The organism is Sphingorhabdus arenilitoris (genome assembly GCF_042651485.1).
GTDB lineage: Bacteria > Pseudomonadota > Alphaproteobacteria > Sphingomonadales > Sphingomonadaceae > Sphingorhabdus_B > Sphingorhabdus_B arenilitoris.
Genome location: NZ_JBHSDH010000005.1, coordinates 37,230 through 56,193, shown reverse-complemented (window position 1 = coordinate 56,193; position 18,964 = coordinate 37,230). Strand labels below are relative to the sequence as shown.

Below are 18,964 nucleotides of genomic sequence, written 5' to 3'. Positions count from 1 at the left end.
GTGGCGATGGTATCGCGATGATCGGGGATCAACCAGTCGGCTGTGCTTTCCACGTCCCGCTATTTTGATATTCCGGCTTAATGTTGGTGGTGCCGGGCAGTTTGCCACCGCCATAGGCTTTGTCGCCGCCCTTGTTCAAAGCTTCGCGGGAATAATCCGGAGCGGAGTAAACAGGTGCGCTTCTTTGACGCTGCGGTACGATTTCGGAATAAGCGGGCGCAGGTGCAATTCCGCTTTGCGCCGATGCGGCGGCACGGCCACGCGCCTCTTCTTCTGCTTTTAACCGCGCTGCGGCATATTCGCGCTCATATTGTTTTTGCAGCTGGATCGGATCGAGCGACGGCGCAGGCGTATCTTTCCAAGCGCGCGGCTTAGGACCGGGGAAAGGTTCGTTGCCGGCATAGCTGCGGAAGAAAGCTGATGGCCGTCCCGCGCTGCCTTTCCAGCGGTAGAAACGGTGCATTCCGATGGTACCGATAAAATGCAGGCTCGGTGCCCAATAGGGGTAGATGTTGACGGTGTGATAATGGGTCGCCATGCCGACCGGGCGGTGCACATAGCCCGCCAGCGCCGAAGCCGCGACGCGGCCCGCGCGCAGCCAATGCGAACGTGACGGTATGCGCGCCATGGAACCATCGCAGCTATAGCTAAACTGGCATCCGGTGCGCCGTTCGCTGCCCTGATACACAACGCCGCAAATATTATTGGGATAGGTGGGGTGGCGCATCCGGTTGATAATCACCTGCGCAACGGCCCGCTGTCCGCTGTCGGATTCGCTAGCGGCTTCGTAATAGATTGCATCGGTCAGGCATTTTAACGCCCGCGCATAATCGGCGCTGGCCGCATTCATCACGAAGGGCTGTGCTGATCCGCCAAGGCCGGTTTCATCGGCAGGCATGACGTCCGAAGATAACGGATCGACCCCGATCAAACTGCCTTTGTCGCCCATAGCAGCATCCATCACCTCGTTCGATGGCGGGATTGCATAGTCTTGTTCCATGAAATAAAATGCGGAGCCGGCAAAATTGCTTTCAGGTCGTTCGGCTGAACCAAGTGTAACCGCAGGTGACGATGGCGCGCTGCGGCTGCTAAATCCGGTGACCTGCGCGATTGATGGGGCCAGCGCGAGCAAGCTGAAAGCGATTAAAACCAACAGGATTTCCCGGCCCCCTATCAAACGGCGGCGCGGCGCAGGCGCGGGACGCCTGCGGTTCGCATCATCGTTTTTCGGAAAGGGTTCCTGTATCATTATATCGCTTTTGCCAAAGGCCGGGGGAGAGATTCGCACTGATTTCGTCCATCCCTATACATTAGAATAATAAGCCATGGATTCGCGATTTTCGTCCTGTGCCAAGCTGGGACGCCCGCTTAACAACAGATTAACCGACGCAGAAAAGCAATATATTCAAGATGGTTAACCGCAGCGCAAAAATCGCGATCAGCCTGTTCGATAATACCTCTTTGGCCAAACGGCGGCGGCCATGGTTGATAATGAAAATGCGCTGTGCTTGTAATGAAATATTCGTATGGGATAACAAAGTTTCAAAAGACCTGTTTTGCTTGCACCTACTATACCTCTGGCCGTAGAAGGCCGCTCTTTGAACGAATCTATCGGAGTAAATATCATGGCGACAACATGGACGCCGGACAGTTGGAGACAGCATGAGGGCATTCAAATGCCCACATACCGCGATCAGGCCGCATTGGCAGCAACCGAAGAAACGCTGCGCAATTATCCGCCTTTGGTATTTGCTGGTGAGGCACGCGAGTTGAAGGATAGCCTGGCCGATGTATCGGCGGGTAAGGCCTTTTTGCTGCAAGGCGGTGATTGCGCCGAAAGCTTCGCTGAATTTCATCCGAATAATATCCGCGATACATTTCGCGTTATTTTGCAAATGGCCGTGGTGCTGACTTTTTCCGGTAAAGTGCCAGTGGTGAAATTGGGCCGTATGGCCGGGCAATTCGCCAAACCACGCTCCGCTGACATGGAGGAAGTGGGCGGCACCGAATTGCCGAGCTATCGCGGCGATATTATCAATGACATTAATTTCAACGCTGAATCGCGTGAACCCGACCCCGCCCGTATGGTCCGCGCTTATAGTCAGGCGGCGGCAACGCTGAACTTGCTGCGCGCATTTAGCAGCGGCGGCTATGCCAATTTGCATCAGGTGCACGCCTGGACCCATGACTATATGGGGCGCAGCGAATGGGCAAAAAAATATACCGAAACCGCCGACCGGATTGGTGAGGCGTTGGCATTTATGGAAGCTTGCGGGGTCACCCCGGAAACCGTCCCGCAAATTAAGGGCACGAAATTTTATACCAGCCATGAAGCATTGCTGCTGCCCTATGAACAGGCGCTCACCCGTCAGGATTCGCTCACCGGCGGATGGTATGACACGTCGGCGCATTTCCTGTGGATTGGCGATCGCACCCGGTTTGAGGGCAGCGCCCATGTCGAGTTTCTGCGCGGTATTGGCAATCCCATCGGGCTGAAATGCGGGCCAAGCTTGGCTCCCGATGCGCTGATTAAAATGCTCGATACGCTGAATCCTAATCATGAACCGGGCCGGATCACGCTGATTTCTCGCTTTGGCCATGACAAGGTAGAGGCTGGCCTGCCGCCGTTGGTGCGCGCGGTGAAAGCATCGGGCCATCCGGTGATCTGGTCCTGCGACCCGATGCACGGCAATGTCATCAAATCGGCCAGCGGATATAAAACGCGTCCGTTTGAACGGATATTGGCCGAAGTGCGCGGCTTTTTCGCGGTGCACCGTGCGGAAGGAACATTTGCAGGCGGCATTCATATCGAAATGACCGGGCAGAATGTGACCGAATGCACCGGCGGTGCGGTTGCGGTTACCGATGAAGGCTTGGCAGACCGGTATCATACCCATTGCGATCCCCGCCTGAATGCGGCACAATCGCTGGAAATGGCATTTTTGCTCGCGGAAATGCTTAATCAGGAATTTAACGAACGGGCGAAAAAGGCCGCCTGACGGAGATTGGCTGATATGCCATGAAATATGCGATCCTATTGGCAATAGCGGCATTGACACTGGCATCTTGTTCGACCAAAATCGACACAAGGGTGATGAGTAGCGGTGCGCAAAATGCTGCGGCCGCACGCTATATCCTTGTCCCACCCGCACAATTGGCATCCCCCGCGTATGATCAGGCCGGCGCCTTGGTCACCCAAAAACTGTCGGCAATGGGTTATGAAGCGGCGCAGGATGGTTCCTTATATCTGGAAGTCGGCATCGCATCGCGGCCCGCTTCGCTCGCGCTCAAAGAAGCTGGCAAGCTATTGGGGCCAGCCAGCACAAAGCGCGGATCCAGCCGCTGCAAATGGAATGAATATCGGCTCACCGTTGCGTTGACGCGGATCGCAGATGGCGCGGAAATATATCGCGGGGCGGCGGGCGAATATCATTGCAAGGAAAATATCGAGACGGTTCTTCCGCTGCTCGTCGATGCCGCGCTTGCCGACTTGGGCAACCCAAAGGGCGAATATGTAAACAGCCGCTGGGTTAAACGGCCTTTGTTTCAATAACAGCTTCGGGCTCGGGCTCGCGGCAATGCTGCGCCGATTCACTCTTCCAATGATTCCGGCAATTGGACCGTGAAGTAGGCGCCCGCTGCTTCATTATTGCCTCCCTCCACCGTGCCTCCATGACGCTCGGTCACGGCAAGGACATAGGTCAGGCCAAGGCCAGTGCCCTTGCTGCGCCCACGTTGGTTGCCGCCGGTTGCAAAACGCTGAAACAAATGGGGCAATATTTCAGGCGCAATTCCGTCACCTTGATCGGCGACGGTCACCGACAAAAATGGTCCGCTTTCCAGCTTGATCCGGTCAATGGTCACGGTGATGCTACTGTTATCCGGGCTGAATTTAATCGCATTATCGATCAAATTGGCAAAGGCACGCGACAGGCCCTGTGCCTCGGCCAATATAAAGCCGCTATCGCTATTGTCGGTGATATTGATGGTTATGCCGCGTTCCTTTGCCAGCGGCCAGTAATTGTCGGCAACATCGCGTATCAGGTCGAGCAATATCACATCCTCACCCGCAAATTCGGTTTCGCCCATGCGCGCCATTTCGACAAAATCCTGCGCCAATTGCATAGTTAGCCGGGCGTTACGTTCAATCCGTTTCTTTGCGCCGTCATCCATCGTCCCTTCCAACGAAGCGATGATTGCCGATTGCGGCGCACGCATATCATGCGACAATAGCTGCAACAGCCGCTCACGCTCCGCCTCGGCTGTGGCCAGCGCGGTGATGTCGGCGAGATAATAGATATAGCCCAAATGCGCTCCGCTGGCATTTTGTACAAGCGATTCGCGCATCACAAATGTGCCGCCGTCGGTGGTTTGGAAGCGGACAAATTCGGTGGTGATTGGCGCGGGGCCTTCAGCTTCGGTCACGCGCTGTTTCGCCTTTTTCGCATCATGGCTTTGCAGATATTTTAGCACCATGTCGCGGTGTTCCGGGATCACCACGCGCGCCATAACATCATCCAAAATATAACCGATAATACTTTGCCCCAGCCGCTTTTCGACCAGATCGCTGGTCATCGTCACGCGGGCGTTCAAATCCGTGACAACCATGGGATCGGGCAGGTCCGACATGGCATCGGAAACAAAACGCCGCAAATCGCGCATATGGTCAATCGCGCTCGCCAATGATGCAGATTGCCGGCCGACCAGATCGGCTGCATTCGCCTGACGCACTGGAATGGGGACCGTTTCGCCTTCCCGTTCCAGCTCCAATAGCTCGCTACTCATAAAATCACTCATCGCCTGTAATCGCCGCCATCCCCACAACGGATAGACGAGCAATATCCCCAATACCGCTGCGCCGGGCGGGAACCAAATGCCTGACCGCAATGCTATCGCCACCGCCGCCAGCAACAGAACGAGCATCGACAGCGACGCCAATAACGCGGTGCGCGGCAACCACCGTAAAAAGCCGATGAGCAGCAACCACATAGGCAGCAATGATAAAAGATCAGTCGTGATTTTTGGGGTGATCAGAATGAAGCTGTCATCCTTTATCGCCCGCAGCGCATTGGCCATAATCTCCGACCCTGCCAATATCCCTCCATCGCCAAAGGGAACCGGATAGGCATCGCCCAAACCGGTCGCGCTCGCCCCGATAATGACATCGCGGCCCTGTATCATGTCGGCGGGCAACTCATTATTCAGCAGGTCGCTATAGGATACTTCCCGGTGGCTGCCCCGCGCGGCATAGGGAATTAACAGCGTCTTGCCGCATCGCACGGCGCGATAGGGCCGCGATGGGTCGTTGCGGGTGACGCGGTATACCTGCTCCATCATATGCGGCCAGCTATTGCCGTTCCCTTCGGGATCGAAGCAAAGCTGCGTACGGCGCACGACGCCGTCGCTGTCAAATTCCAGATTAACATGGCCAATCCGGCTTGCGGCATCGGCAAATGCGGGCGCAGGCGGAACGACATCATAGGCCCTGCCATCGCTGCCCGGGCTGATAAAATGAAGCGGCATGATGACCGGCGCCGGGCCCTTCATCGCGGCGGCAAGAGCCGCATCTCCATCCGCATTGCCCGGTTCGCTTAAGATAACATCGAGCGTGATTGAGCGCGGTTCGGCTTTTTGCAGGCGTTCGATCATTTGCGCATGAACGGTCCGGGGCCAGGGCCATTTGCCAATTTCCGCAAGGCTGCGGTCATCAATATTGACTAGCAATATATCGGGGTCAGCGGCGGGCCGGGATATGCTGCTCAATTGGTCATAAAACAGATTGTCGAAAGAGGATGTCCCCTCCCACCGATTGGCGAAAAACACTAGCAGCGACGCAATGAGGCCGATGATGAGCCATTCAATACCCAGGCGGCGGCGCAGGTTCATCCGATTTTCTCACGCATTTGCCGGTGCCTGTCCGGCATCAGGGCGCAATGCTCAGCTTTTCAAAATCGGTCCAATTGGTGCTGACTTCATTGTCCAGATATTGCACCGCGCCGACCCGCCAAAAATAGGTACCGGGGGGGAGGTCGGATATGCTGATCTCTCCAGCGGAAAGCGCGGTTTCATCGGCGATGGCTACGCCGCCGGGTTGCCCGGAAAATAGTTGAAAATGAAAGCTGCGCTTGCCTTCGCCTTCGCTGAGCCATTTGAAATTATATCCGTCATCGCCTTTGCCAGCGCTGCCCTTCACGCCGTTGAGCCGCCGTTTGAAGGCAAAGGTAACAGGCTGCCCTTGAATGCCGCTACCGGCAATGGCGCGGGCGCGGACAAAATAATTCCCATTATCAAGGCCATCAAAAGAGGCTTGTTTATCGAGCGTTACAATATCGGCAATCTGGTCTACAAAACCGGCATCGGATGACAGAGTGAACCGGTATCCGCTTTCTCCAGCGGCTGGGTCCGCAGCAAATAGGATGGCAGGATCAGCCTGCAGCTTTCCGGGATCGATCAGCTTTGGCTCCGGCAGAAGGGCTTCGCGAATGACATTGCCATCTTGCGACAAGGCAATCCCCTGTCCGGCGGGCAAATCGGTAACGCCATCGCTGCTTGCTGTACCCACGGCCAGAGCGCCTTCGACCACTTCGGCAAAGTCGCGGTCCGTATCTGAGTCATAGCGGGATTGGAAATCTGTTCCGCGCACGGCTGAAACCGCCTTCGGCGTGCGGACACGGTAACGGTCATCTTTATTTTTATGGGGTACGACTTTGGACCGGGTGCCGCCTTTTACAATATCGAAATCATAATCAATGCTGCCGCCTAATATGTAGCTGCGCAATAACCGGACCCGCACGTCGCTATTGGAAGGAAGCGATATGCGCGACCCGTTGGAAAGCCCCAAAGTGACAAAGGATGATCCGCCTGTTGTAATGCGCATACCTTCGGCCACGATTTGACCATTTTGCGCCGCGCCGCTGCTATTGCCTGACAATAAGGTGACGTTGCCGCGAACCGACAAAATGCGGGCATTTTCGGCCTTATATTTCAAGAGGTCACGGCGGATGCGGATCGTTTGACCAATGGGCAAGAAGCGCGGATTGCGAATGGCATTTTCCCGCTGAACGATCCGGTAATTGCCGGGCGCCGCTAGGTAGTTGTTGCCAAGGCCGATTAAAGTATCGCCCCGTTTTACCGTGTAAATAATGGTATCTTCATCGGCTGCGCTGGCCGAGGTCGCCGCAAAAGCAACCGAAAATAAAGCGCAACAGGAAAGGAACAAAAATCGCCCGATAATACTCGACATCTGTTTCTTCCCCTTGGCGGTTACTTTGTTAATGACTCCAAGCGGTATCCATAGCCGAAAACCGTGAAAATCCGAAATCCGTTTTCAGGTTGCAGGTCCAGTTTTGAACGAACCCGCGAAATATGCATATCCAATGTACGCGTGGCGAGCGAGGCGGTGGTACGCCAGATTGTTTCCATGATATAATTGCGTGACAATGTGCGGTCTGCATTGCGGAAAAATAGGTCAGCGAGTTCGAATTCTTTGGCGGTCAGCGACACAGTCTCTCCATTGATTGCCACTGTCTGTTCGATCCGGTCGAGATGATATTTGCCATATATGGCGGTCGTTTCAAATGCGCCCGACCCCTGCGCATTGCGGCGGAGCATGGCGTTGATCCGCGCGGCGATGACGCCTCTATCTTCTGGTTTGGTGATATAGTCGGCGGCGCCAGCGTTGAGCGCGTCCGTAATATCCGCTTTCGCAGTGCGGTTGGTCATCATGATAACTGGCGGCTTTTCATCCAGCGCGCCATCCATCCATTTCAAAATTTCCAGCCCATCTTTACCCGGCATCATCCAATCGACGATCACAAGGTCAAATGTATCGCGGCTAAGTGCCGTGGATAACGCATTGCCGTCGGAAAATGTGACCGGCAAATGACCCAACTCTTCAACGATAGCTTTTAAAAAATCGATGACGTCTCTTTCGTCATCCGCAATTGCGATCCGCATAACCCTCAACCCATTCTATAACTCGTTGTTTCATAGCAAATAAAACAATCAATACTACAAGTTTAGAAGCATTTTTACATATAGACCAGCGCGACAGACGCGTCGTTACAACCATTTACAACTGTTAACATCGGGTTGTCAGTGGCGGAATTGTTTTTCGGGAGAAAAATGGCTGGGACGGCAGGGATCGAACCTGCGAATGGCGGCATCAAAAGCCGCTGCCTTACCACTTGGCGACGTCCCACCAGTTCCGGCCATCACAGCCAGGTGGTTACCATTTTCAGCACGGTTGAATCACCCTGCTGCGCGGCCTTATAGCGTTTCAAATCAAGATGGCAATCGTCCAATGACAGGAAATTTCAATCTATACGCTGCACCCATCCATAACGGTCTTCGGCAAGACCCCGTTGGATATTCACCAGCTGCCTGCGCAATTGCTGGGTAATTTGTCCCGGGCCGCCCGCACCAATAGTAAATTCGCCTTCTTCGCTCGCGACTGTGCCAACCGGCGTAACCACCGCTGCAGTGCCGCAGGCGAAACATTCGACCAGTTTGCCGCTTTGCGCATCATCGCGCCATTCGCTGATACTATAGGGTTTTTCTTCGACGATCAGGCCTTGGTCGCGGGCCAGTTGAATGATGGATTTGCGGGTAATGCCTTCCAATATCGTCCCGCTCGTCGGCGGGGTGATCATATGGCCGCCTTCCAATAAGAAGAACAGGTTCATCCCGCCCAGCTCCTCCACCCACTTATGCTCCGCTGCATCCAAAAATACGACCTGATCACAACCATGTGCCGACGCTTCTTGTTGCGCGATCAGGCTCGCGGCATAATTGCCGCCGCATTTGGCCGCTCCGGTGCCGCCGGGCGCAGCGCGGCTATAATGCTGCGACACCCATATTTTGATCGCGGGTGCACCGCTTTTGAAATAGCCTCCCGCTGGCGATGCAATCACCATATAGAGATATTCATTCGAAGGCCGCACACCCAAAAATGCCTCACTGGCAAACATAAACGGGCGCAGATAAATGGACCCGCCCTCAACATCCGGGAACCAGTCGCGGTCAATATCGACAAGCTTGCGGATCGATTCCAGAAATATCTCTTCGGGTAATTCGGGCATGGCCAAACGCCGCGCAGACCGGTTGAAGCGCGCAGCATTGGCATCAGGGCGGAATAACGCCATGGTGCCATCGGCCAATTTATAGGCTTTCATGCCTTCGAAAATTTCCTGCGCATAATGGAGCACGGCGGTTGCTGGATCGATAGTTATCGGCGCGCGCGCCGTGATGTGCGCATCATGCCAACCCGTGCCAGCGGTATATTTTACCATTGCCATATGATCGGTAAAATTGGTCCCGAAACCGGGATTTGATAAAATCTCCTGCCGCTTATCTGCGGGGAGGGGATTGGCGCTTGGGTTAATCGAAAAGTTCATCAGGTCACCGGTTATGATAAGAATCGTGCAATTTTATATGCAAATTATTTACGGAAATACTTGAACTGTCCTATGCTCTGCGGCAAGATACGTCAATATGGCTGTCCCATCTTCCTTATCCGGGGAAACATTGTCCCGCACGGCTTCGGCATTATTCCTTCGCGAAGGCGAGGTGCGGCGCGGCGTGGAACTGCTCTATTTCGGTTATACCCGGCTCACGCGCAGCATTGATGAAGGCCTCGCTGAACATGGCCTTGGCCGGGCGCATCACCGCGCGCTTTATTTTATTTCGCGGCAACCCGATTTAACGGTGAGCGAGCTGCTCGCTTATCTCGCCATTACCAAACAGTCGCTGGGCCGGGTGGTCAATGATCTGAACGAAAAAGGCTATGTCGAAACCCGCCCGGGCACCACCGACCGGCGGCAAAAGCTGCTCCGCTTGACCGAAGAGGGTGCGGCATTTGAGGCGCAATTATTCGATTCGCTGCGGACCAAATTGGCCAACGCCTATGCCGCCGCAGGGCAGGATAGCGTCACGGGTTTCTGGCGAGTTTTAGAAGGCCTGATCCCCGACGAAGAACGGGCCATAGTCGCTGCATTGCAAATGGAAGAATGAATGACCGGCATTATTACAAAATTGGAAGACACGATAACGGCGCGGCGCGGGGCATCGGCCGATAGCAGCTATGTCGCATCGCTATTCGCCAATGGCCGAGCAAAAATCGCCCAGAAAATCGGGGAGGAGGCGACTGAAACGGTGATTGCTGCTATGTCAGGCGACAAAGAGGAGCTAACCAAGGAAGCGGCGGATTTGTTGTTTCACTTGCTCATCCTGCTGGCCGATGGCGGCGTCACATTTGACGAAGTGCTCGCCGAATTGGAGCGGCGCGAGGGTGTGTCGGGTCATGATGAGAAAGCCGCGCGTGGCATCAAATAGCGAAAATTTGCGCATCGGCATATTGGGCGCGGCGCGGGTTGCAACCTATGCGATGATCGAGGCCGCACGCGATGTCGGCGGGGTCGAGGTCGCCGCCATAGCCTCACGCAGCCTGACCAAAGCACAAGAATATGCCGCCGCTCATGGCATAGCGCGCAGTGTCGAAGGGTATGAAGCGCTGATCCGCGATCCCGATATTGATGCCGTCTACGTGGCGCTGCCTCCCGATGTCCATGCGCATTGGTCGATCGCTGCGGCAGAGGCAGGCAAGCCGGTATTGTGCGAAAAACCGTTTACGCTGGACCCGTTACAGGTGGAAGCCATCATTGCTGCCGAAGCGCGCACAGGGATGCTGATTATGGAGGCGCAGCATAGCCATTATCACCCGATGGCGGCGCGGATGCGCGACATTGTCCGGGGCGGTATGCTGGGCGAATTGCATCATATCGAAGCCCTGTTTGAAGCAGATTTGGATGAAAGCCCCGGCGAGCACCGGTTTATTGAAGCGATGGGCGGCGGCGCTTTATGGGATTTGGGCGTCTATACCGCCTATTGGATCCGTTCGATGAGCGGCGCGGAGCCTGTTGTCCTGTCGGCTTGCGAAACCCGCCATGCGGGCGGCGCGGATTTGGCCACATCGGCGCAGATGCAGCTTCCCTGCGGCGCGTCCGCAAGCCTATCGTGCAATATGCAGGCAGGCGGCGTTGCGGCCCGGTTGATTGCCCGCGGCAGCAACGGCACACTTACCGTCAATAATCCGCTTAATCCGCAAAAAGGTCACAGCCTGATCCTCGAACTGAACGGCCAAGATGCAGTGACCGAGCAATTTACAATGCGCCCAACCTTCAGCTATCAGCTGGAGGCCTTTCGCGATGCTGTTCTGCATGGAAATCCCGTTGCGACGCGCGGAGAGGATAGTTTGAAAACGATACAGCTGCTTGACGCCATTCGGGCGAAAGCCAGAGCGCAGTGACACTAGGAATCTGATATGCCAATCGATGCGACGAAACCTTATGACGATCAAAATATCTTCGCGAAAATCTTGCGCGGGGAAATCCCAAATTCCACCGTTTATGAAGACGATCACGTCCTTGCCTTTGAAGATATAAATCCGCAGGCACCCTATCATGTGCTGGTCATTCCAAAAGGAGCCTATGTCAGCTGGGATGATTTTAGCGCCAATGGCAGCGACGCCGAAATTGCGGCCTTTATCCGCGCGGTAGGGCATATTGCGCGCGAAGCCGGATTGACCGAGCCGGGATACCGCCTGCTCGCCAATATCGGCATGGACGCCCATCAGGAAGTGCCGCATCTGCACGTCCATATCTTCGCTGGCCGGCCGCTGGGGCCAATGTTGGTGCGATAAGGACGAAGGCCGGAACAGGTCATCCTGAACTTGTTTCGGAATACCGATGGCGCTGCTTGTAAACTGTGACGCCAAGCCCCGTTGCAATTCACGTTGTAAATGATCCGAGGCCCGGACCTTTCATACAAACACGCAGTCACCCCCGCGACGGCGGGGGTCCATCACCCAAGCCATTGGTTTGATCTACCCGATGAGTTCAAAATTAGACATTAGGCGATGGATCCCCGCCTTCGCGGGGATGACGACCTTGTGTTTCGGGCTGGCACTGCTTTTTGAACCTCAACGCAACCATGGTCAGCGCCTTACAAATGACCATCTCCGCAGTTTTTCACAATATTTCGCGCATAGGCTGTTGCGCTGCGATATTTTGCGGTTAGTGTCCTTGCGATCAGGGTAGCAGGCGGGATGGCCTGCGCTTTATAGGGAGATTCCAATGTTATTTGGCCGGATTAAATCGATTGACGCCATATTGGCGACAGCGCAGAAAAAGGCGTTGCCGCGCACGCTTGGTGCGTTGCAGCTCACTTTATTCGGTGTCGGCTGTGTTATCGGCACGGGGATATTCGTGCTGACCTCCGCAGGCGCGCAAAAGGCCGGTCCCGGCCTTATGCTTGCTTTTTTGATAGCAGGGTTGATCTGTATCGTTGCGGCGCTTTGTTATGCGGAAATCGCGTCAATGCTGCCCGTTGCGGGCTCCGCCTATACCTATACCTATTCGGTGATGGGGGAGATATTGGCCTGGACCGTTGGTTGGGCGCTTGTTCTGGAATATGCTGTGGCTGCGTCAGCTGTGTCGGTCGGGTGGTCCGGCTATTTTTCGGGCACGATATTGAATGAGACCTTCGGGATACAATTACCAGCTTGGCTGGCGGGTGCGCCGCTTGCTTTTGGCGGGATTGAAGGCGGGCTGATTAACTTGCCTGCGGTCGTCATCGCGTTGCTGGTGACCTGGTTGCTGATGATCGGAACCAGCGAGTCTGCGAAAGTGAACGCGGTGTTGGTGGCGATTAAGGTGACGGCACTGACCGCCTTCATCGTTTTGACACTGCCCAAAACGGAAATGGCGAATTTCAACCCATTCTTGCCAGCAGGCGTCTTTGGCGGTTTTGGTACGGGCGTTGGCGCGGTTGGCGCAGCTGCAACGATTTTCTTCGCCTATGTCGGCTTTGATGCGGTATCGACCGCAGCAGAAGAAACCAAAAATCCGCAGCGTAACGTCCCCATCGGTTTGATCGGATCGCTGCTTATCTGTACCATATTCTATATATTGGTCGCGGCAGGCGCGGTTGGCACCATCGGCGGTCAACCGATTATGGGACCCAATGGCGTTCCTTTCCCGGCCGGTTCCGAAGAATTGGCACGGCAATGCGCCATGGCCGAACATTCGGCAAAGCTGGTATGTTCGAATGAAGCGCTCGCTCATGTCCTGCGCGAAATTGGCTTTGGCACGGTGGGTAACTTCCTGGGCTATGCGGCCTTTATCGCTTTGCCATCGGTGATCCTGATCCTGCTATTTGGACAGACACGCATCTTCTTTGTGATGGCGCGGGACGGGTTGCTGCCCGAAAGTCTGTCGAAAATCCATCCCAAATGGGGCACGCCCTATGTCGTGACCGCCATCACCGGCGGCGTGGTGGCTTTTGCAGCAGCGCTACTGCCTGTGGGTAAGCTTGCCGATGTGGCCAATGCGGGAACGCTGTATGCTTTCTTGATGGTGGCAATCGCGGTGCTGATCCTGCGGGTGAAGGAACCGAACCGCGAACGCAGCTTCCGCTCTCCGCTCATTTGGGTGGTTGCGCCTGCGACGATTGCGGGTTGTATATTTCTTTATGTCAACCTGCCGCTTGATGCGATGCTGGTCCTGCCAGGTTGGGCCGCGATCGGTATGCTGATCTATTTCCTTTATGGTTATAAGCATAGCCACGTCGGCAAAGGCATTATCGAGGTACACAGCCTTGACGATGACGCGCCGCACCGGCCGGTTGATGATGGTCCAGTGGTGTAAGTCTTTGCACTGTAAAGATAGAGGAAAAGGGGGGCTTCGGCCTCCCTTTTTTATGCATCCCGGGTTTACTCGGAAGCTTCCAAGTTCGTTCGGCGGCGGGTGAAAAGCTTGCCGCGTTCGCACCATAAAATGAAAATCAGGCTCATCCCGCCGCAGACGCAAAAACCAATGGCAATGGAGATAACGCTGCCGTCAAACTGCTGCCCAATCAGCGCGCCGATGACCGCGCCCATCATTGTGCGGACCATATTTTGAAATGACGACGCAGCCCCCGCCATGGCGCCGAAAGGCTGCATCGCGATGGACGAAAAATTGCTGCCGATAAATCCGATCATCGCCATATTGATCGTTATCAGTACCAGGAAAAGCGGCAGTGAGTTGGGCCAGATTTTCGCAGCGATTATTTGCAGCAATCCCATGAGGATGAATATAAATACCGCGCTATGCGATACGCGCCGCGCGCCAAAGCGTTCGACGATGCGGCTATTGGTGAAATTGGCGCAGGCAATGCCAATGGCGATAATTGCAAAGCCAATGGGGAAAAAATCGCGGGCGTTAAACGTCTCCCCAAATAGCTGTTCAGATGCGTTCAAATATCCGAATAAAGCGCCCTGCGCCATGCCGCTGCCCAAAACATAGCCCATGGCCATACGGTTGGTGATAATGGCTTTCCACGTTCGGGCGATGGAATCTGGCTGTATTGGGATCACATTGGCAGGGTCCAATGTTTCGGGCAGCCGCCGCCATATCCATAGCGCGAGAATGATGCCCAATGCGGCAAACATATCGAATATCACCCGCCATGGCGCGAATTTTAGGATCAGCGCGCCTAGTGTCGGGGCAATGATGGGAACGATCATAAAGGTCATGAAAATCATTGACATACGCCGCGCCATTGCGTCGCCTTCAAATTGATCGCGAATGACCGCTGCGACCAAAACACCCATGGCCGCCCCGCATAGGCCCTGACAGATACGCAGGATGAGCAATATTTCAAATGACGGAGCGTAACTGCACGCAAAGGAGAATAGGGCATATCCGATGATTGTCGGCATCATCACTGCCTTGCGCCCATAACGGTCCGACAATGGTCCGTAAAATAATGATCCGACCGCCATGCCGAGCAAATAGCTGCTGATGATATATTGCACTTGGTTGGCATCATTCAGGCCAAATGCCGAAATCATATTCGGGAAAGCGGGCAACATCGTATCGATGGCAAGTGCATTGATCGCCATCAGCGAAGCCATCATAGCTACCAGCTCATTTTCGCTGGGCGTCTTTATTTTTTGGCTTTCCGCTATGGTCATCACCCCGCTATGCCGCGTTGCCGCTATATAAGCTATAGGGAAATCACCCACAGCCGGGGGCCGCAGATTATATGCTGCATATATCCGATAAAGGCGATATTCTGCCCCCAATGCAGAGCACAAGCCGCCCGGACAATGTATCGCCGCAATCGCTGCGCAAAATCATCCATGTCGATATGGATGCGTTTTTTGCCAGTGTGGAACAACGCGACAACCCCGAATTGCGGGGTAAGCCAGTTGCGGTTGGTGGGTCGTCAAAACGCGGCGTAGTGGCCGCCGCCAGCTATGAAGCGCGCCAATTTGGTGTGAAGTCAGCGATGCCGTCATCGCGTGCGTTACGGCTGTGCCCCGACTTGATTTTTGTGCGCTCACGATTTGATGCCTACCGAGAAGTATCGCGGCAGATACGAGAGATATTTGCCCGCCATACCGATTTGATCCAGCCGCTGTCGCTCGATGAGGCCTATCTGGATGTCACCCATGACAAGCAAGGGATTGGCAGCGCGATCAAAATCGCCCGCGCCATCCGCGCTGCCATTGCCGAGGAAACTGGCTTAACCGCCAGCGCCGGGGTCAGTTACAATAAATTCATCGCCAAAATCGCCAGTGATCAGAATAAGCCCGACGGCATGTGCGTCATCCTGCCCGAACAAGGGCCGGATTTTGTCGCGAGCCTGCCGGTGCGGCGCTTTCATGGGGTGGGGCCGCGTACGGCGGAAAAAATGGCGAAGCTTGGCATTGAAACGGGCGCAGACTTGCGCGCAAAGGATCAAATATGGCTGATCCGGCATTTTGGCAGCTGGGGTGAATATCTTTATCAAGCGGCTCGCGGCATTGACGACCGGCCCGTTAACCCCGATCGCACCCGCAAATCCATCGGCGGGGAACGCACCTATTTTGACGATAAACAAAGCGAGACTGAATTGCGCAGCGCGCTCGACGAAATTATCGCGACCGTTTGGGACCGGATCGAAAATTGCGAAGCGGCGGGGCGGACGGTCACGTTAAAGCTGCGTTATGCCGATTTCCAAACGCTGACCCGTTCGCAAAGCGCGGGGCATATGATCCGAGATCGCGCAGAATTTGCCGCCATTGGCCATCAATTGCTCGGCACGATACTGCCCGCAAAAATGGGCATCCGCTTGCTCGGCCTGACCTTGTCCAATCTGGCCGGAGCAGATGGGCAAGAGGAGAATGATAACGGGCAGGCGCATTTTATCTTTGACGATATTGAAAATTGAAGATATTTTTCATATATCACAAAAGTGATTTATCCTCTTAACACAGGTGACTTATGGCCCGCCCGCAAACAGACATAGAAGCCGGCAGAAAATTGTTGCTGGCCACGGTCGAAAAATTGATCGGCGAACGCGGCGCGATGGATATTTCCATGACCGAACTGGCCGCTGCTGCGGGCATGTCGCCGTCCAATATCTACCGCTTTTTCGACAGCAAAGAGGCATTGCTGGAGGCGGTTGCAGAGGCATGGTTTGCGGACAAGGTCGCGGTGATGGAGGAGGTCACCGCCTCCGATATGCCCGCGCAGGAAAAAATGCTGGCCTTTTTTGCGCGGCGTTTTGTGCTGATGCGCGAAAGATACAACGAAGATCCCGGCCTGTTCGAAAGCTATTGCTTGCTGGGTAATCAGCATTTTGACGTGGTCAAAGGCTATGTTGATTTAGGCGATCATTATCTGGCGATGGTGGTCGCCGATGCGATGGAGGAGGGGTATTTCAAAGGCTATTCGATCGATCAATGTGTCTCGTTGATCAATCAAATGGTCAATCCTTATTGTAGCCCCGATGTCATGCGGCTGGTGCTGCATAATTTGTCAGAAGATAAATTGGCGATCATTATTGCTACGATTTTCCGCGGGCTTACTGCGGCGCAATCCGATACAGCCTCGGCCATGCGCGTGGTTTCTTAAGGGCGCGCGGTTTCTTCAGGCACAATTCGGTGGGGATCGAGCTGGAGCCGTGTTGCGCTTCAAACTTTAGCGACTGTCCAGCACATAAGTTCGTCACCCCCGCTTTAGCCAGAATGACAAACGCAGCTTAATAATCATGCCCCGGATTTGTCCGCTGCAATTTGCGCATCAAGCCCGGCCAGATCAGATTGTCGCCAAGGCCGGGTACAAATGCGCTCGCACCTTGCTGATATACGCGCTCACCCATGGCCTTGGGCTCTTCATTCAGCTTGTCTTCGCTGCCCACGGCCTGCGCCAATATTTGTGTCTTGCAGGCATTTTCGAGGAAATACATCCGCAAAAACGCAATCGCGCAATTTTGCCCAACGGTCAGCGTGCCGTGATTGCGCAACATCAAAAGGCTATGTGTGCCCAAATCCGCGATCAGCCGCTCCCGCTCATCCAGATCGAGCGCGATGCCTTCATAATCATGATAGGCCAGATCCTCCTGCACCTGCATCGAAAATTGCGAATAACGGCGCAGCCCATCTTTTTGGATCGATACGGCAATGCCATAGGGCGTGTGGACATGGATGACGCATCCGGCGTCATGCCGGGCGCTATGCACCGCGCTATGGATGGTGAAGCCGGCGGGATTGATGAAATAGGGTGTGTCTTGTTTGATATTCCCGTTCAGGTCGATTTTAACGAGCGATGATGCCGTCATCTCGTCAAACAGCACGCCGTAGGGATTGATCAGAAACCGTTCTTCGCCATCTTCATCGGGCAAGCGTGCGGAGATATGCGTGAAAACCAAATCGGTCCAACCATGCATGGCGCATAGCCGGTAGGTCGCGGCAAGGTCACAGCGCAGCCGCCATTCGGCGTCGGACACTTTGCTCTCCAGCCGCTCTATACTGGCCGGATCGGGTATATTGAAACCCGGGGCCGTGTTCATTGCATTTTGCGTTTCTTTTGCTGCGGTCGCCATCATTTCTCTCCTCACGCGAGTCCTCTTACCTCGATTAAAACATATTGACCGCTTGACGTAAACGTAAATCTCCGAAAGGTTGCAAAAAACGACTCAAATGGAGAGAGCCGCCATGATCCGCAACCGCGTTACCGAAATGCTGGGCATCGAATATCCGATTGTGCAGGCACCGATGGGCTGGATTGCGCGTTCACCTGTGGCGTCGGCCATGTCGAATGCGGGCGGGATGGGGATTATCGAAACGTCATCGGGGGAACTCGACAATATCCGCGAAGAGATATTGAAGATGCGCGACCTTACCGAAAAGCCGTTTGGCGTGAATATCGCGCAGGCTTTCGTCCGTGACCCGGGCATTGTCGATTTTGTTGCGGATCAAGGGATTAAATTTGTCACCACATCGGCGGGCGATCCCAACCGCTATTGCGGCCCGTTAAAGGAGGCGGGGCTGACCGTGTTTCACGTCGTCCCCAATTTGGCGGGCGCATTTAAAGCGATTGATGCAGGCGTCGATGGGTTGGTGGTCGAAGGCGGCGAGGGCGGCGGATTTAAGAATAAGGATGATGTCGCGTTGATGGTGCTGTTGCCGCTGATCCGGGAGAAGGTCGATGTGCCGATCATCGCGGCGGGCGGCATGACCTGCGGGCGGACAATGGCGGCGGCCTTTGCCCTCGGCGCAGAGGGCATCCAAATGGGCACGCGCATCGTTAGCTCGGCGGAAAGCCCAGTGCATGACAATTGGAAGCAGGCGATATTGGACGCCCCCGAAACCGGCACCGTCTTCCTAAACCGGCATGGGCAAGGGCCAGCGTTGCGAGCGTTAAAGACCGAGCGGACGGCGGCGATTGAGTCCAATCCGCCCGAACATATTATGATGGAGATGAGCAATGCGCTCGACCTGTATTTCGGCGGCGATATGAATGCGGCGATCGCTTTGTCGGGACAGGTCGCCGGGCGCATTGATGAGGTTAAGCCCATCAAAAGGATTGTTGACGAAGTAATTGCCGAATTTCACACCGTGATGCACAGCATGAGCGCATTGGCGGAGGCATAAATT

Annotated in this window: 17 protein-coding genes and 1 tRNA gene; 10 read left to right on the top strand and 8 right to left on the bottom strand. The window is 54.9% G+C overall.

Annotated features, from left to right (window positions below):
* Positions 1-28: 28 nt before the first annotated feature.
* A complete protein-coding gene (locus tag ACFOWX_RS00380) occupies positions 29-1,249 on the bottom strand; it encodes a cell wall hydrolase (RefSeq protein ID WP_381420470.1) in 1,221 nt (406 codons plus the stop codon).
* 376 nt (positions 1,250-1,625) lie between these two features.
* On the opposite strand from ACFOWX_RS00380, the gene ACFOWX_RS00375 reads away from it, so the two are divergent.
* Positions 1,626-2,999, top strand: coding sequence for a class II 3-deoxy-7-phosphoheptulonate synthase (locus ACFOWX_RS00375; protein ID WP_381420558.1), 1,374 nt, complete (start codon positions 1,626-1,628; stop codon positions 2,997-2,999).
* Positions 3,000-3,019: 20 nt separating this feature from the next.
* A complete protein-coding gene (locus ACFOWX_RS00370; protein WP_381420469.1) occupies positions 3,020-3,553 on the top strand; it encodes a hypothetical protein in 534 nt (177 codons plus the stop codon).
* Positions 3,554-3,591: 38 nt separating this feature from the next.
* Here the strand turns inward: ACFOWX_RS00370 and ACFOWX_RS00365 are convergent, their stop codons facing one another.
* From ACFOWX_RS00365 to ACFOWX_RS00345, 5 genes are all read right to left on the bottom strand, one after another.
* On the bottom strand, positions 3,592-5,886 hold the full coding sequence (locus ACFOWX_RS00365; protein ID WP_381420468.1) for a CHASE2 domain-containing protein: 2,295 nt from the start codon (positions 5,884-5,886) through the stop codon (positions 3,592-3,594).
* 37 nt (positions 5,887-5,923) lie between these two features.
* Positions 5,924-7,243 carry a FecR domain-containing protein gene (locus ACFOWX_RS00360; RefSeq protein ID WP_381420467.1) on the bottom strand — a complete coding sequence of 440 codons (1,320 nt, stop codon included), beginning with the start codon at positions 7,241-7,243 and terminating at the stop codon, positions 5,924-5,926.
* A gap of 20 nt (positions 7,244-7,263) precedes the next feature.
* Positions 7,264-7,956: a response regulator transcription factor gene (locus ACFOWX_RS00355; protein ID WP_381420466.1), complete on the bottom strand. Its 693-nt coding sequence runs from the start codon at positions 7,954-7,956 to the stop codon at positions 7,264-7,266.
* Positions 7,957-8,125: 169 nt separating this feature from the next.
* Positions 8,126-8,200, bottom strand: a tRNA-Gln gene (locus ACFOWX_RS00350).
* Positions 8,201-8,315: 115 nt separating this feature from the next.
* A complete protein-coding gene (locus tag ACFOWX_RS00345) occupies positions 8,316-9,395 on the bottom strand; it encodes a branched-chain amino acid aminotransferase (protein ID WP_381420465.1) in 1,080 nt (359 codons plus the stop codon).
* Between the two features lie 97 nt (positions 9,396-9,492).
* Between ACFOWX_RS00345 and ACFOWX_RS00340 the strand changes: the two genes are divergently transcribed.
* The 5 genes from ACFOWX_RS00340 to ACFOWX_RS00320 all read left to right on the top strand — a co-directional run bounded on the left by ACFOWX_RS00340 (position 9,493) and on the right by ACFOWX_RS00320 (position 13,703).
* The gene (locus ACFOWX_RS00340) at positions 9,493-10,011 is read left to right on the top strand and encodes a MarR family winged helix-turn-helix transcriptional regulator (RefSeq protein ID WP_381420464.1); all 519 of its coding nucleotides are present in this window, start codon (positions 9,493-9,495) and stop codon (positions 10,009-10,011) included.
* Entirely contained in the window at positions 10,012-10,332 is a 321-nt protein-coding gene (locus tag ACFOWX_RS00335) for a phosphoribosyl-ATP diphosphatase (protein ID WP_381420463.1), read from the top strand.
* Positions 10,301-11,305 (top strand): Gfo/Idh/MocA family protein, encoded by a 1,005-nt coding sequence (locus ACFOWX_RS00330; RefSeq protein WP_381420462.1) that lies wholly within the window; start codon positions 10,301-10,303, stop codon positions 11,303-11,305. Before ACFOWX_RS00335 ends, ACFOWX_RS00330 begins: the two co-directional genes overlap by 32 nt.
* Positions 11,306-11,320: 15 nt before the next feature.
* The gene (locus tag ACFOWX_RS00325; RefSeq protein ID WP_381420461.1) at positions 11,321-11,698 is read left to right on the top strand and encodes a histidine triad nucleotide-binding protein; all 378 of its coding nucleotides are present in this window, start codon (positions 11,321-11,323) and stop codon (positions 11,696-11,698) included.
* Positions 11,699-12,131: 433 nt separating this feature from the next.
* The gene (locus ACFOWX_RS00320) at positions 12,132-13,703 is read left to right on the top strand and encodes an amino acid permease (RefSeq protein WP_381420460.1); all 1,572 of its coding nucleotides are present in this window, start codon (positions 12,132-12,134) and stop codon (positions 13,701-13,703) included.
* A gap of 65 nt (positions 13,704-13,768) precedes the next feature.
* On the opposite strand, the gene ACFOWX_RS00315 is transcribed toward ACFOWX_RS00320, so the two are convergent.
* Positions 13,769-14,956 carry a multidrug effflux MFS transporter gene (locus ACFOWX_RS00315; protein WP_381420459.1) on the bottom strand — a complete coding sequence of 396 codons (1,188 nt, stop codon included), beginning with the start codon at positions 14,954-14,956 and terminating at the stop codon, positions 13,769-13,771.
* Positions 14,957-15,123: 167 nt separating this feature from the next.
* Between ACFOWX_RS00315 and dinB the strand changes: the two genes are divergently transcribed.
* Together dinB and ACFOWX_RS00305 are read left to right on the top strand one after the other, a co-directional pair.
* Entirely contained in the window at positions 15,124-16,254 is a 1,131-nt protein-coding gene (gene dinB / locus ACFOWX_RS00310) for a DNA polymerase IV (protein ID WP_381420458.1), read from the top strand.
* 53 nt (positions 16,255-16,307) lie between these two features.
* Positions 16,308-16,940 carry a TetR family transcriptional regulator gene (locus ACFOWX_RS00305; protein ID WP_381420457.1) on the top strand — a complete coding sequence of 211 codons (633 nt, stop codon included), beginning with the start codon at positions 16,308-16,310 and terminating at the stop codon, positions 16,938-16,940.
* Between the two features lie 127 nt (positions 16,941-17,067).
* Here ACFOWX_RS00305 and ACFOWX_RS00300 read toward each other — a convergent pair whose 3' ends face one another.
* On the bottom strand, positions 17,068-17,913 hold the full coding sequence (locus ACFOWX_RS00300) for a class II aldolase/adducin family protein (RefSeq protein WP_381420456.1): 846 nt from the start codon (positions 17,911-17,913) through the stop codon (positions 17,068-17,070).
* Positions 17,914-18,022: 109 nt separating this feature from the next.
* Here ACFOWX_RS00300 and ACFOWX_RS00295 point away from each other — a divergent pair, with 109 nt between their 5' ends.
* Positions 18,023-18,961, top strand: a complete 939-nt coding sequence (locus tag ACFOWX_RS00295) for an NAD(P)H-dependent flavin oxidoreductase (protein ID WP_381420455.1) — start codon at positions 18,023-18,025, stop codon at positions 18,959-18,961.
* Positions 18,962-18,964 lie beyond the last annotated feature (3 nt).

Excerpts from the sequence above, each read along its gene's own strand:
- ACFOWX_RS00335 (WP_381420463.1), top strand. The coding sequence starts at position 10,012 with ATGACCGGCATTATTACAAAATTGGAAGACACGATAACGGCGCGGCGC.
- ACFOWX_RS00315 (WP_381420459.1), bottom strand. The coding sequence starts at position 14,956 with ATGATGGCTTCGCTGATGGCGATCAATGCACTTGCCATCGATACGATG.
- ACFOWX_RS00340 (WP_381420464.1), top strand. The coding sequence starts at position 9,493 with ATGGCTGTCCCATCTTCCTTATCCGGGGAAACATTGTCCCGCACGGCT.
- dinB (WP_381420458.1), top strand. The coding sequence starts at position 15,124 with ATGCAGAGCACAAGCCGCCCGGACAATGTATCGCCGCAATCGCTGCGC.
- ACFOWX_RS00380 (WP_381420470.1), bottom strand. The coding sequence starts at position 1,249 with ATGATACAGGAACCCTTTCCGAAAAACGATGATGCGAACCGCAGGCGT.
- ACFOWX_RS00345 (WP_381420465.1), bottom strand. The coding sequence starts at position 9,395 with ATGAACTTTTCGATTAACCCAAGCGCCAATCCCCTCCCCGCAGATAAG.
- ACFOWX_RS00370 (WP_381420469.1), top strand. The coding sequence starts at position 3,020 with ATGAAATATGCGATCCTATTGGCAATAGCGGCATTGACACTGGCATCT.
- ACFOWX_RS00365 (WP_381420468.1), bottom strand. The coding sequence starts at position 5,886 with ATGAACCTGCGCCGCCGCCTGGGTATTGAATGGCTCATCATCGGCCTC.
- ACFOWX_RS00360 (WP_381420467.1), bottom strand. The coding sequence starts at position 7,243 with ATGTCGAGTATTATCGGGCGATTTTTGTTCCTTTCCTGTTGCGCTTTA.
- ACFOWX_RS00330 (WP_381420462.1), top strand. The coding sequence starts at position 10,301 with ATGATGAGAAAGCCGCGCGTGGCATCAAATAGCGAAAATTTGCGCATC.
- ACFOWX_RS00300 (WP_381420456.1), bottom strand. The coding sequence starts at position 17,913 with ATGATGGCGACCGCAGCAAAAGAAACGCAAAATGCAATGAACACGGCC.
- ACFOWX_RS00375 (WP_381420558.1), top strand. The coding sequence starts at position 1,626 with ATGGCGACAACATGGACGCCGGACAGTTGGAGACAGCATGAGGGCATT.
- ACFOWX_RS00355 (WP_381420466.1), bottom strand. The coding sequence starts at position 7,956 with ATGCGGATCGCAATTGCGGATGACGAAAGAGACGTCATCGATTTTTTA.
- ACFOWX_RS00320 (WP_381420460.1), top strand. The coding sequence starts at position 12,132 with ATGTTATTTGGCCGGATTAAATCGATTGACGCCATATTGGCGACAGCG.
- ACFOWX_RS00325 (WP_381420461.1), top strand. The coding sequence starts at position 11,321 with ATGCCAATCGATGCGACGAAACCTTATGACGATCAAAATATCTTCGCG.
- ACFOWX_RS00305 (WP_381420457.1), top strand. The coding sequence starts at position 16,308 with ATGGCCCGCCCGCAAACAGACATAGAAGCCGGCAGAAAATTGTTGCTG.
- ACFOWX_RS00295 (WP_381420455.1), top strand. The coding sequence starts at position 18,023 with ATGATCCGCAACCGCGTTACCGAAATGCTGGGCATCGAATATCCGATT.